Annotated in this window: 11 protein-coding genes; 7 read left to right on the top strand and 4 right to left on the bottom strand. The window is 71.0% G+C overall.

What is annotated here, in order from left to right:
* The first annotated feature begins 69 nt into the window (after positions 1-69).
* From WME98_RS33640 to WME98_RS33630, 3 genes are all read left to right on the top strand, one after another.
* Positions 70-660, top strand: a complete 591-nt coding sequence (locus WME98_RS33640; protein ID WP_437945785.1) for a hypothetical protein — start codon at positions 70-72, stop codon at positions 658-660.
* Between the two features lie 250 nt (positions 661-910).
* The gene (locus WME98_RS33635) at positions 911-3040 is read left to right on the top strand and encodes a substrate-binding domain-containing protein (protein WP_437945784.1); all 2130 of its coding nucleotides are present in this window, start codon (positions 911-913) and stop codon (positions 3038-3040) included.
* A 151-nt stretch (positions 3041-3191) separates the two neighbouring features.
* A complete protein-coding gene (locus tag WME98_RS33630; protein WP_437726282.1) occupies positions 3192-3485 on the top strand; it encodes a hypothetical protein in 294 nt (97 codons plus the stop codon).
* A 15-nt stretch (positions 3486-3500) separates the two neighbouring features.
* Here WME98_RS33630 and WME98_RS33625 read toward each other — a convergent pair whose 3' ends face one another.
* Complete coding sequence (locus WME98_RS33625) at positions 3501-4466, bottom strand: LysR substrate-binding domain-containing protein (RefSeq protein ID WP_437945783.1); 966 nt, start codon at positions 4464-4466, stop codon at positions 3501-3503.
* A gap of 126 nt (positions 4467-4592) precedes the next feature.
* On the opposite strand from WME98_RS33625, the gene WME98_RS33620 reads away from it, so the two are divergent.
* Positions 4593-7769, top strand: a complete 3177-nt coding sequence (locus WME98_RS33620) for an efflux RND transporter permease subunit (RefSeq protein ID WP_437945782.1) — start codon at positions 4593-4595, stop codon at positions 7767-7769.
* Complete coding sequence (locus WME98_RS33615) at positions 7766-9016, top strand: efflux RND transporter periplasmic adaptor subunit (protein WP_437945781.1); 1251 nt, start codon at positions 7766-7768, stop codon at positions 9014-9016. The genes WME98_RS33620 and WME98_RS33615 overlap by 4 nt, the downstream gene beginning before the upstream one ends.
* A gap of 150 nt (positions 9017-9166) precedes the next feature.
* On the opposite strand, the gene WME98_RS33610 is transcribed toward WME98_RS33615, so the two are convergent.
* Positions 9167-9760 carry a hypothetical protein gene (locus tag WME98_RS33610; RefSeq protein WP_437945780.1) on the bottom strand — a complete coding sequence of 198 codons (594 nt, stop codon included), beginning with the start codon at positions 9758-9760 and terminating at the stop codon, positions 9167-9169.
* A 281-nt stretch (positions 9761-10041) separates the two neighbouring features.
* On the opposite strand from WME98_RS33610, the gene WME98_RS33605 reads away from it, so the two are divergent.
* Both WME98_RS33605 and cynS read left to right on the top strand, forming a co-directional pair.
* Complete coding sequence (locus WME98_RS33605; RefSeq protein WP_437945779.1) at positions 10042-10197, top strand: hypothetical protein; 156 nt, start codon at positions 10042-10044, stop codon at positions 10195-10197.
* A 79-nt stretch (positions 10198-10276) separates the two neighbouring features.
* The gene (cynS, locus tag WME98_RS33600; RefSeq protein ID WP_437945778.1) at positions 10277-10720 is read left to right on the top strand and encodes a cyanase; all 444 of its coding nucleotides are present in this window, start codon (positions 10277-10279) and stop codon (positions 10718-10720) included.
* Between the two features lie 27 nt (positions 10721-10747).
* Here the strand turns inward: cynS and WME98_RS33595 are convergent, their stop codons facing one another.
* Together WME98_RS33595 and WME98_RS33590 are read right to left on the bottom strand one after the other, a co-directional pair.
* Positions 10748-11812 carry an ABC transporter substrate-binding protein gene (locus tag WME98_RS33595; protein ID WP_437336824.1) on the bottom strand — a complete coding sequence of 355 codons (1065 nt, stop codon included), beginning with the start codon at positions 11810-11812 and terminating at the stop codon, positions 10748-10750.
* 113 nt (positions 11813-11925) lie between these two features.
* The gene (locus WME98_RS33590) at positions 11926-13173 is read right to left on the bottom strand and encodes an MFS transporter (protein WP_437945777.1); all 1248 of its coding nucleotides are present in this window, start codon (positions 13171-13173) and stop codon (positions 11926-11928) included.
* Between the last annotated feature and the right edge of the window lie 54 nt (positions 13174-13227).

Below are 13227 nucleotides of genomic sequence, written 5' to 3'. Positions count from 1 at the left end.
GAGCCGATCCCGGATTCGACAGCGAGCCAAGTACTGTACATCCGTTCATTCATCTGCTAGCCGACAGGCATGCGCTCCCGCAAGGCCGCCGTCGCCGTCGTCGTCGAAGACCTGCCGCTCGACGAGGAACCCGTCGACGCGATCCCGCCCGACGACACCGCGGCGGACGAGGCGTTCTCCGCCGCGGGAGGGACGCCCTCGCTCGAGCGGATCTGCGTCGATTGCGGCAGCAGCGGCGGCGCGCACGACGGCTGCGCGCACCGCGAGCGCGCCCGCTTCCACGCGCCGACGCGCGCGGCGCTCGAGCTCGTGGCGCGCCTGCGCCGGGCCGCCGCCGAGCACCGCGCCGCCGCCCGCGCCCTCCGGGCCCTGGTCACCGCCGAGCACGCGCGCGGCCGCGCCGAGATCGAGCGGGAGGAGCCGGAGCCGCTCCCGCCCCCGCAGCCCGCCGCCGCGCCGGAGCCGCCCCCGCCCGCCGCGCCGGAGCCGGACGACGCTCCGCCGGCGCTCTGCCCGCGCTGCGCCGAGCCGATCGAAGCAGCGCCGGCCGAGCCCGAGGCGCCGCAGCGCCGGCCGAAGCGCAAGGGGCGGGTGCCCCTCGAGCAGCAGGCATTCCCGTTCACGGGCGACGCCGAGCAACGATCGCCGCACGGCGCCTGAGCCCCGGCCGGCGCGCGCCGCGGGCACAGCGCAAGAGAGCTCGCAGTCCTCTCGAATACCGGCGCGACGGCACACAGCACCTTTCGCGATCGGAGGACCGGGAAGTTGACCGGTAAGCCGACGAACTGACACGCTCCCACCGCGCGCGCCGCCGGGCGTCAGGACGCGCGCGTTCCGTGCTACACGGTCCTGTCGATGACAGCGACGCGGCGGGATGCCGGAGCTCTGGACCACCGAGGATTCTGCCACCATGTCGCTCGATAGAGCCATCGGCCTCACGTGCCACGACATCTGGGGGACGTATTTCTGCGAGGTGCTCGGAGGTATCCAGTCGGCGGCAGGGCACTCTGGATATCGCGTGATCGCCGTCAAATCGCCGCCGCGAGACGTTCACAGGCTCAAGCTCGCGCGCGACCAGATCGACGGGTGGATCGCCCTGATCGAGCCGGCGGACATCGAGCTCTTCCTCGACGACGGCCGGCCGGTCGTGACCCTCAGCGCGCGCTCGGCCGACGGGCGCTGCCCGTACGTCTTGCCCGACAACCACGGCGGCGCCCTGGCGGCCGTGCGCCACCTCATCGATCACGGGCACAGGCGGATCGCCTTCGCGGGCCACATGGCGCACGAGGATATCCGGCAGCGCTTCAAGGCCTACCGGGACGCGCTCGACGAGCGCGGGATTCCGTTCGACCCCGCCCTCGTCGTCGAGCTCCCGAACAACGAACGGGCCGGCGGGCGGTTCGCCGCGCAACGCCTCTTGGAATCGGGCGTGTCCTGCACCGCGATGTTCATGGCCACCGACCAGGGGGCGCTCGGGATCATCGACGCGCTCGCCGAGGCAGGCCTCCGCGTCCCCGAGGACCTCGCCATCGTCGGATTCGACGACATCGAGGCGGCCCGGTACGCCTCGCCGCCCCTGACGACGGTCCGCCAGCGGTTCGACTGGATCGGCAGGACGGCCGCCCAGCTGCTCATCGATCGCCTCGCCGGACGGGAGGTCCCGAGCGCGGGGCACATCGCGCCGACGCTCCTCGTCGTGCGCCGCTCCTGCGGCTGCTCGCCCGCGCCGGCCGAGCGCGAGGCGGCCGCGCCGGCCGACGGCGACGCGGACCAGGCCGACGCGCTCGCCCGGGAGCTGGTCGCCCTCGCGACCTTCTCGTCGGCGCCCGACCGGAGCGCGCCGCCGACCGAGTCGTGGCCCGGGGTGACGGAGGTGGTCCGCGGGCTCGAGGCGGCCGCCCAGGGAAAGCCCGGCCCCGCGCCGGCGGCGCTGGAGCGGGCGTGGCGCGAGGCCGCGGAGCAGATGCCCCATATCGATCTGCTCCTCGCCATGATCGACCGCCTGGAACGAGCGGGCCAGTCCATGCTCCGCGGCGCGGAGGACGCCGCGGCCCAGCGGCGCGTCACGGCGTACATCCGGAGGGCGCGCCACGACATGATGCAGGGCCGGGTGGCGATCGAGACGGCCCGCGCCGATTACCTGAACAGCCTCCTCGACATCAACCTCGTTGTCCGGGAGACGCTCTTGGAGCACGCGGACAACGGCGGGAGCAAGCTGAGCTGGCTCTCCGCGGTGCAGATGAGCTGGGGCTGCCTCGCCGTGTGGGAAGAGCCGGGAGACGAGGGGCCCACGCTGCGGATCGTCGAGAGCTCCTGCCCCGGCATGGAGGCCGCCGCGCCGGCGGCGGGCACGCGCGTCGCGGCGGCGGAGTTCCCGCGCGGCGACTGGCTACCTGCGGCCGTTCAATACGACGGCGACCACGTCCTCCGGCTCATCCCGCTCCGCAGCCAGGGCGAGGACCGCGGCGTCCTGGCCATCTGCGCTCCGGTGAGCAGCCCGCTCGGGCTGGATCACCGGGACATGGACATGTGGGTCGCGATGCTGACCGCGGCGTTCGAGCGCGCCTCGCTGATCGAGTCGCTGATCGAGCAGGAGAAGCGGTCGCGCGCCGCCTACGAGCGCGAGCGCGCCCTCGCCGACGCCGTGCGCCGGCTCGGGTGCCCGGTCATCCCGCTCGACGAGGGGGTGCTGCTCGTGCCGCTCGTCGGGGCCATCGATCCGGAGCGCGCGAGCCACGTGCTCGAGGTGGTGCTCGCGGAGCTCAGCCGCCAGGAAGCCGAGGTGTTGCTGATGGATATCACCGGCGTGCCCTTCGCCGACATGCAGGTCGCGGCGTCGCTGACGAAGACGGCCCGCGCCGCCGTCCTGCTCGGCGCCGAGGTCATCGTCGTGGGGATGCGGCCGCAGGTCGCGCAGGAGTTCACCCAGCTCGGCATCGACCTCGCGGGGATGACGCTTTATCCGACCCTCGGCAGCGCGCTCTCGTCGCTGCGCCGCAGGCGACAGCCGCTCATCGGGCCGCGGCCGCCCCGCGCCTGAGCCGCCGCCGGCAGGGCCCGGCAAAAGCCGGCGCTCCCCGGAAAGGGTCGCCAGCGCGAGATTGGACCGATGTCGCCTTGCATGGGTCCACATTGCCGTTGACCTGGTCGCGCCGGGTGGACGACGCTGCGCCCGGGAGGAAGAGGAAGCCATGTCGACCCTGGTACGTCTGTCCGCCGCGACGGCGTTCGCGGCCGTCGCGATGCACGTCGGCGTGCTCGTCACCAGCACCAGCGGGTGCGGAGGCGACGAGTGCGACGAGGAGCCCATCGGGTGCAGCACCGTCGAGGATTGCCCTCGCTGGGTGGTCCGGTGCAACGGCGGGTTCGCCGCGATCGCTGGGCAGTGCACCGACGCCGGCTGTTGCCGGCGCGCCGTCGACGTGTGCTTGGAAGTGTGCGACTCGTTCGAGCAAAAGGTCTCGAGCTGCTCCCAGTACGATTGAGGCCCCGCCGCTCCTCTACCCCTCCACGCCCGTCCCCGCGCCGGCGGCCCCCGGGTCGCGCTCGTCTTCGCCGGGAGCGCGGCGCGCCGCGCGCGGCTTGCTCTTGCTGACGCCCACCCGCCGCACGAACGAGAGGAACTGCCCGAGCGTGGGCGAGGCGTCGTCGGCCCGCCACGCGAGCAGGAGGTCCGTGACCGGCGCGCCCACGATCGGCCGCAGCGCGAGCCCCCCGCGCCGGATGTTCTTGATGGATTCCGGCAGGATAGAGACGCCGAAGCCCGCCGCCACGAGGCTCAGGATGTCGAGGTGCAGCGCCTCCTGCACGACGCGCGGCGTGAAGCCCGCCTCGCGGCACAGCCCCACCACGAGGTCGAAGAAGGCCGATCCGCGCTGGCGCGGGAACACGACGAACGGCTCGCGCGACAGGAGCTCGAGCGGGATGCGCCTGCGCCCGGCGAGCGGGTGATCCGCCGGCAGGGCGACGAGGAGCGGCTCGCGCCGGACGCACTCGGAGGCGAGCCGCGGGTCGTTGAGCGGCGCCCTCACGAAGCCGACGTCGATGCGCCCGTCCTTGAGCGCGTCGATCTGCTCCTGCGGCGGCATCTCGCGCAGCGCGAGCTCCACCGACGGGAAGTCGGTGCGGAAGGCGCGGACCAGCTCGGTGATGCCGCTGTAGGCGAGCGACGACAGGTACCCGACCACGAGGCGCCCGGTCTCGCCGACGCTCGCGCGCCTGGCCTCGTGCACCGCGAGATCGAGCGCGTCGAAGACCCGCCGCACGTGGGCCAGGAAGACCGCCCCCGCGGGCGTCAGCTCGACGCGCCGCCGCGACCTGTCGAAGAGCGAGAACCCGAGCTCGGACTCGAGATCCTGGATCTGCCGGCTCAGCGGGGGCTGGGCGATGCCGAGCCGCTGCGCCGCGCGGCCGAAATGCCGCTCCTCGGCGACGGCCGTGAAGTACCGGAGGTGGCGCAGGTCCATACCTTGAAGGTATCGTCTGATACGAAATAATAGATTGGACGAACGTCAGGGGCACCCTAAAAGCGGAGCCTGCCCTCAAGCGGCCCCGTCCGGGGCGCCCTGGAGGGGGACGGGAATTCGCCGCCCATGTGGCTCGTCCGGATCGCGCTGCAACGCACGTACACGTTCATCGTGATGTCGATGCTCATCGTCATCCTGGGCGTGTTCACCATCACCCGGATGCCGACGGACATCTTCCCCGACATCGACATCCCGGTCCTGTCCGTCATCTTCAACTACGGCGGCCTCCCCCCCGAGGAGATGGAGAAGCGCATCGTCAACAACTACGAGCGCTTCCTGACGACCACAGTCAACGACATCGAGCACATCGAGAGCCAGTCGCTCACCGGCATCTCGATCATCAAGATCTTCCTCCAGCCGGGCGCCAGCATCGAGGCCGCCACCGCGCAGGTGACGGCGGTCTCGCAGACCGCCATCCGCATGATGCCGCCCGGCATCAGCCCGCCGCTCGTCATCCGTTACAGCGCCTCCAGCGTGCCCATCCTGCAGGCCGCGCTGGAGAGCGAGTCGCTGAGCGAGCAGCAGCTCTTCGATTACGCGGTCAACTTCATCCGCGCCGACATCGCCACGATCCGGGGCACGCAGATCCCCTGGCCTTACGGCGGCAAGCAGCGCCAGATCATGGTCGACATCGACCCGCAGCGCCTCTTCGCGTGGGGGCTGTCGCCGCGCGACGTGAACGCCGCCCTCGGCCTGCAGAACGTCATCCTGCCCTCCGGCACGGCGAAGATGGGGGAGAACGAGTACCCCGTCATCATGAACAGCAGCCCCGAGGCGTTCGAGGAGCTCGGCAAGCTGCCGCTCAGGACCGTGAACGGGAGGACCGTCTACCTCCGCGACGTCGCGAGCGTGCGCGACGGGAACGCGCCGCAGACGAACATGGTGCACGTCGAGGGCAAGCGCAGCGTGCTCCTCAGCATCCTCAAGAACGGGAGCGCGAGCACGCTCGACGTCACGTCGCGCATCCACGCGATGCTGCCGAGCACGCTGGAGAAGCTCCCGAAGGAGCTCAAGGTCTCGCTGCTCTTCGATCAGTCGGTGTTCGTCCGCGCGGCGGTCGACGGGGTCGTGCACGAGGCGCTCATCGCCGCGGGGCTCACCGCGCTCATGATCCTCTTGTTCCTCGGGAGCTGGCGCAGCACGCTCATCGTCGTCATCAGCATCCCGCTCTCGATCCTCGTCTCGATCATCGCGCTCCACGCCCTCGGCCACACGCTCAACGTGATGACGCTCGGCGGGATGGCGCTCGCGGTCGGCATCCTCGTCGACGACGCGACCGTGGCCATCGAGAACATCCACAGGAACCTCGGGCAGCGGAAGCCGTTCATCCGCGCGATCATCGACGGCGCGCAGGAGATCGCCGTCCCGGCGCTCGTCTCGACGCTCTGCATCTGCATCGTCTTCGTGCCGGTGGCGTTCATCACCGGCGCCGCGAAGTCGCTCTTCGTGCCGATGGCCATGGCGGTCGTCTTCGCCATGCTCATGTCGTACTTCCTGTCGCGGACGCTCGTCCCGACCCTCGTGCGCCTCTTGCTCGAGCGCGAGGCCGCGGAGCACGCCCACGGCCCGGAGGGGACGGCGAAGCCGAAGAGCCTGTTCGGGCGCGTCTTCGCCGCGTTCAACCGCGCCTTCGACCGGCTGCGGGCGGCGTACGGGGGCTGGCTCGCCTGGGCGCTCGCGCACCGCGCCGCGTTCGTGGGCGCGTTCCTCGCCTTCGTCGCCGCCTCGGTCGCGCTGATCCCGCTCCTCGGCCGCGACTTCTTCCCGAGCGTCGACGCCGGGCTCATCAAGCTCCACGTGCGCGGCGCGCCGGGCACCCGCCTCGAGGAGAGCGAGCGCCACTTCGCGCAGATCCAGGAGACCATCCGCCAGGTGATCCCGCCGGGCGAGATCCGCACGATGCTCGACACCATCGGGATCCCGGCGAGCGGCATCAACCTGTCGCTGAGCGAGGGCGCGCAGATCTCCTCGGCCGACGGGCAGATCTTCATCGCGCTCGCGGAGCACCACCAGCCGACCGCCGGCTACGTGCGCAAGCTCCGCGACAAGCTGAACGCGGCGTACCCCGACACGACGTTCTTCTTCCTCGCCCCCGACATCTCGACGCAGGTCCTGAACTTCGGCCTCGCCGCGCCCATCAACGTCCAGGTCGTGGGCCCGATCGGCAAGGAGGACGAGACCTACGCGGTGGCACGGCGGATCAAAGGCCGCATGGAGCGGATCCCCGGCGCGGTGGACGTGCACCTCGCGCAGGTGCCGGCGCGGCCGCAGCTCCGCATCGACGTCGACCGCACCATGGCCGACCAGATGGGGCTCAGCCAGCGCGACGTCGCGAGCGACGTCCTCGTCTCGCTGTCGTCGAGCGGGCAGACGTCGCCGACCTATTGGCTCGACAAGCGCGGCGTGCAGTACCTCGTCGCCGTGCAGACGCCCCAGTACGCGATCGGCTCGATCGACGACCTGAACGCGACGCCGCTGTCGACCGGCGACAGCCGGCCCCAGCTCCTGTCGAACGTCGCCTCGCTGTCGCGCTCGACCGGGCCGGCGAACATCACCCACTACAACGTCGCGCGGACCTTCGACGTGCAAGCGAACGTCGACGGCACCGACCTCGGCTCGGTCGCGGGCGCGGTCTCGCGCGTGATCGACGAGCTCAGGCCCGAGCTGCCGCGCGGGACGAAGGTGACCGTCAAGGGGCAGGCGGAGAGCATGGACTCGTCGTTCTCCGGCCTCGGCTACGGGCTGCTCTTCGCGGTCGTGCTCGTGTACCTGCTGATGGTCGTGAACTTCCAGTCGTGGCTCGATCCGCTCATCATCCTGATGGCGCTCCCGGGCGCGGTGGCCGGCATCGCGTGGATGCTCTTCGTGACGCACACGACGCTGAGCGTGCCCGCGCTCATGGGCTCGATCATGTGCGTCGGCGTCGCCACGGCGAACAGCATCCTCGTCGTGACGTTCGCGAACGACCAGCGCAAGCTGGGCCGCGACGCCCCCACCGCGGCGCTCGCCGCGGGCATGACGCGCCTCCGGCCGGTGCTCATGACCGCGCTCGCGATGATCTTCGGCATGCTGCCGATGTCGCTCGGCCTCGGCGAGGGCGGCGAGCAGAACGCCCCCCTGGGCCGCGCCGTCATCGGCGGCCTGCTCGTCGCCACGCTGAGCACGCTCTTCTTCGTGCCGGTGATGTACAGCCTCCTCCGGAGCAAGGCTCCGGCCCGAGACCCGCTCGCTGAGGACCTATGAGCTCCCCCGAACGCCCCGCCCAGACGCCGCCCCTGGGCCCCCCCGCCGACGATCTCGGCTTCGATCTGCCGCCGCCCGCCGCGATGACGCGCACGCGCGGCCTCGCCCTCGGCGTGGGCCTCGCCGTCGCGCTCGGGGCGGCGTTCGCCGCGGCGTACCTACCCCGCCGGAGCGCCCGCGCCGCGCTCGAGGAGGGCGTGCGGGCCGCCGAGGGCGCCGCGCCGCGCGTCGTGGTCGTCTCGCCGCAGCCGGTGTCGAGCGACCGGGCGCTCGTCCTGCCGGGGAGCATCCAGCCGCTCGAGGAGACGGTCGTCTACCCGCGCGTGAGCGGCTACGTGCGGAAGTGGAGCGCCGACATCGGCGACAAGGTCGAGGAGGGGCAGGTCCTCGCCGAGATCGACACGCCCGAGCTCGATCAGGAGCTCGCGCAGGCCCGCGCGCAGCTCGTGCAGGCGAACGCCGGCCTCGTGCAGGCCCAGGCGAACCGCGACCTGTCGCGATCGAGCGTGCAGCGCTACCAGCAGCTCGTCCCCGCGGGCGTGGCGCCGCAGGAGGAGCTCGAGCAGCGGCAGGGCCAGGCGCACGTCGCCGAGGCGAGCGTCACCGTGGCGCAGGCGGCGATCGCCGCGCAGCAGGCGAACATCCAGCGCATCCTGGATCTCAAGAAGTTCGCGAAGATCGCCGCGCCGTTCGCGGGGACGGTCACCTCGCGGACGATCGACCGCGGGGCGCTGGTCACGGCGGGCAACGGGACGCCGCTCTTCCGGATCGCGGCGACCGACCCGGTGCGCGTCTTCGTGGGCGTCCCGCAGGACGTGGCGCCCAGCGTGCGGATCGACGCGCCGGCGAAGGTCACGGTGCGCGAGTTCGCGGGGCAGCCGTTCCAGGGCACGATCGCGCGCACGGCCGGCGCGCTCGACGCGGCGACGCGGACGATGAACACGGAGGTGCGGGTGCCGAACCCCGACGGGCGGCTCCTCGCGGGCATGTACGCCGAGGTCGCGCTGACCCTGCCCACGCCGCACCGCGTGCTCGAGATCCCGGCGACGGCGCTCTACAACGACGCCAAGGGGCTCCGCGTGGCCGTCGTGGATCCCGGGGGCAAGATCCGCTTCGCGCCGATCACGGTCGAGCGCGACACGGGCGCGACGATCCACGTGTCGACGGGGCTCGACGGGAGCGAGCGGATCGTGAAGCTCGCGAGCGCGGAGCTGACCGACGGGATGGCGGTCGAGGTCCTCAAGTGACCGGCCGCCGCCGCCCCCGGGCGCGGGGCGGCGGCGAGCCGGGGACGAACCGAACGAGGCGTCGAGAGCGCGAGAGAGAGGCCTCGTGTCTCAGGACGCCCCCCGGGCGCCTCGGCGGCTCTTCCGCCAGGGCCGCTGTCGACGCCGGCGCTAGTCTTCGAAATACGCCGGGATGTCGATGAACTCCTGCGTGAACAGCGCCTTGAAGAACTCGGTGTCCGTGCCGGGCGCGAGCTCGAGATACCGGGTGTACTCCAGCACCGTCTGATTGCCGCACTGGGTGAGATCCCCGAGCGCGTAGTACTGCTCCATGCCGAACGCCGGGTCCAGGAGGCGGACGAGGATCTGGTGGTGCGCCTCGGAGCGGTAGATGATCTCCTCGTGGAGCGTGACGCCCCCCGAGGTGAACTGGTACGCCGAGGGGATCGTCTCCGGGCCTCCGCCGTTCAGCCACAGGAACGTCGGCGCCACGTCGGGCAGGACCGCCTCCACGAACCACTCGATGTCGCGGAGCACGGGCCAGACCTCGCTGATGGGCGCGTCGATCAGCACCCGCTGGTAGCTCAGATACTGATCCTGTCCGATGCTCTGGAACAGGAACACGCTCTGGTCGTCGCAGCTCGCGCTGGACGCCACGCCGACGTCGTCGCCGAACGGGCCTTCGGTCGCGGCCGCGCTGCCCGTATAAAGCAGCGCCGCCAGGCAGCCCGCGAAGAAAGTCGACAAGCTCGTGGTGATCCTCATGGTAAGTCACCTCTCTTTACAATCGGGAGATGGCGATTCGTGCGCTGGCGTGGCGCCTGCGGCGTCACGTGCGCACTCCGGTCTCGCATCGCCCTCGCGTTCGCGAGCGCTCCACAGCGCTCACCGGCCAATTGAAGCAGCCTAGCAAATGGGGCCTTATCCGTCGAGCGGAGACGGACGCGATCCCTCGCCTACAACGTTTGTACATGCGAGCGCTTCAATCACGTCTCATGTCTCACCTCTCACGTCTCACCTCTCACCTCACCCGATGTGGCGGGGCGGTGAAGTGCCTCGGGGTCCGCGTGATGGCCGCCGGATTCGACCGTCGATGGCTCACGTCGGCTCACGTCCTGGCGCAGCGCGGCGTGGCCCTGAGCGGCATCATCCCCTACAGCACCTCGCAGGCGGGCATCGCCGCCGCGATGAGCGCGAGATAGCCGCCCCCGAACGCGCGGCGCTCCGGAAGTTCACGCTCCCGAGCGCTCCACGAAACCTGCGCCCGCCTACGGTGGCGCCATGACGCGCATGGACCTGGTGGAGCGGATCGTCGCAGCGAAGCTGGAGCGCAAGCTGACCTGGAGGCAGCTGGCCGAGGCGGTGGGGCGCAGCGAGGTGTGGACCACCTCGGCGCTGCTCGGGCAGCAATGCATGAGCGCCGACGAGGCGGCCGCGGCCGGCAACCTGCTCGGCCTCAGCCAGGAGGAGGTGCTCCTGCTCCAGGTGCCGCCGTCGAAGGGCTCCCTCGGCCCGAACCCGCCGACCGACCCGCTGATCTACCGCTTCCACGAGATCGTGCAGGTGTACGGCACGACGCTGAAGGAGCTGATCCACGAGAAGATGGGCGACGGCATCATGAGCGCCATCGACTTCGAGATGAGCGTCGACAAGGTGCCCGACGCCAAGGGCGACCGCGTGCGCGTGGTGATGCACGGCAAATTCCTCCCCTACCGCAAGTGGTAGCGGCAGGAGCGCGCCGGGGCGGCGCCGTCACTGGACCGGTGTCGTCGCGAACGGGTTGAGCTGGTTCGTATACAGGTCCTCGGCCTTGATCTGGCCCGGCTTCAGCTCGCCGTCCTTCACCAGCCAGTCGATCCAGACCTGGTATTCCTTGGACGACAGGAGCCCTCCCTTGCCGGCGACGCCCATGCTGGTCCAGTACTTCACCGCGGACGCGTCCTCGTTGCGGCCCCGCCGCTCGATGATGCGCTGCAGGCGGGCCACCACCTCCTCGCGCGGGGTGCTCCGCGCCCACTCGACGGCGCGCCCCACGGCCTCCACGAACTTGCGGGCGCTGTTCGGGCTCTCCTCGAGGAAGCGCTTCCTCAGCACGTAGCTGCCGGCGGTGAACTCGCCGAACAGCTCGTGATCCGAGAACAGCGCCCGGATGCCGCCGCGCTCGAGCGCCTTGTCGCGCAGGATGTCGCCGAGGACCGCGACGTCGACCTGCTTCTGCCGGAGCGCCTGCTCCGCGCTCACGGGCGGCAGCACCACCAGCGTGACCTGCGCGATCTCGGCGCCCGTCAGCCCGCTGCGCGACAGGTACTCCTTCAGCATGAACTCGTGGTGCGCGCCCAGCGTGTTCATCGCGACCTTCTTGCCCAGGAGGTCGCGCGGCGACCGGATGGCGCTGTCCTCGGTCACGTAGAAGCCGCTCCAGCGCTTCGCGTCGACCCCGTAGCCGCCCACCACCGCCCGGAGCGGCGCCCCGGCGGCGATCAGCTTGATCACCGCGCCGTTGAACGCCTGCCCGAAATCGGTGTCGCCGGTGACCACCGTCTGGATGTCCTGCGGCCCGCTGATCGTGTTGCCGACGTAGCTGAGCTTGAGCGGGGCGAGGTACCCGAGGTCCTCTGCCAGCTCGGGCACCGAGACCACGCCGGCGAACCCCTGATGGCGCAGCTCCAGCACCTCGTAATCGCCCGCGGCCCTGTCGCCCTGGCCGCCGCCCGGCTCGGCCTTCGAGCAGGCCGCGAGCGAGAGCGCGGCAGAGAGCGCCGCCACGAACGCGCGGCGGGTTACGGTGAACGGAGCAGGCGGTTCGAGTTCGCGCATGGGTGCAAGGCCTCTGTGTGCGCCGTGGGCCGGCGCGTGATCTGGATCGCCCCTCTCCTGCGGGGACATCGTCGACGGCGCGCGCCGTACCTCTCGGCTGACGCTGATCACGCTTACTCGGCGGCCGCCGGCTCGGTCGGGGCGGGGTGCACCGCGGCTACGGCGCTCGACGTCCTGCGCGCCAGCGCGACGAGCAGCCCGAAGAGCACGGACAGGAGCAGGAACATCGACTGGAGCCCGAGGCTCTTGCCCACGAGGCCGCCCACGGTGCTGCCGAAAAGGCCGCCCGACGGGCCCACGAGGGCGTGCAAGCCGGCCACCTTCCCCCGCCCCACGCGCGCGCCGATGCGGGCGATGCGGGTGAGGTTCGCGATCTGCAAGAGGCCGAGCCCGAGGCCGAGGATCAGGCCGCCGGCGCGGAGCAGGTCGAGCTCGCCCGAGAGGCCGAGCAAGAGGAGCGCGATCGGGACGAGGACGAGGCTCGTGAGGTAGATGCGCTCGTGCCCCACCCGGCCGACCAGGCCGCCCAGCGAGAACAGCGCGAAGATGTAGGTCACGCCCTGCCACGCGAGCAGCCCCGAGGCCTCGGCCGCCGTCAGATCGGCGACGGCGACGCCGATCGGGATGATGAAGAACATGAAGAACGAGTTGACCGACTGGGCCGCGAACTCGATCATGCACACGCCGCGCAGCTCGACGTCCTGCGCGAGCAGGCCGAGATCGGACCGGACGCCGGAGAGGCGGAGCTCCCTCCGGGGGGTGGACCGCGCCGCATAACGACCGAAGACGATCGGCGACATGAAGACCGTGACGAGGAAGCTCGCCCCGATGAGCCAGTAGGTGCCCTGAAAGCCCAGGGCCTTGGTGAGCGCGGCCGCGAGCATGGGGCCCAGCAGGAACATGCCGACCATATGGGTGGCGCGGTACCAGCCGGCCTTGCCCTCGCCCACCGTCTCGAGCTGCTGCATGAACACGGTGCTCAGCGAGACGAAGCGCATCGGCATGAAGAAGCTGATCGCCGTCGTGCAGACCAGCAGGAACACCGGAGACGGGATCGCCGGCAAGGCCATGTAGAGAGTCCCCGCAACGAGGCTCCCCAGCACGAACAGCCGCGAGGGCCCGAGGTGATCGACGAGCAGCCCGATCGGGATGCTCATGAGCAGCACCCCGACGCTCTGCGATCCGGCGATGAGCCCGAGCAGCGCCTCGTTCGCCCTGAGGTCCAGCGCGTAGAGCGTCGTGGTCACCTTGGCGACGCCGACGCTGATGCCCATGACCGAGGACAGCGCCGCGAACACCAGAAGAAAGCGGTTCTTGTCGATGAAGGAACGCAGCTTGACCTCGTGGACGGCTCGAATCACGCCCGTTGATCCGCGCCAGCGATCGGCGGCCGTCACCGCGTGTCCGCGGTGCCC

The organism is Sorangium sp. So ce296 (genome assembly GCF_051529605.1).
Classification (GTDB): domain Bacteria; phylum Myxococcota_A; class Polyangia; order Polyangiales; family Polyangiaceae; genus Sorangium; species Sorangium cellulosum_D.
This window is presented reverse-complemented; position numbering and strand designations above follow the sequence as displayed.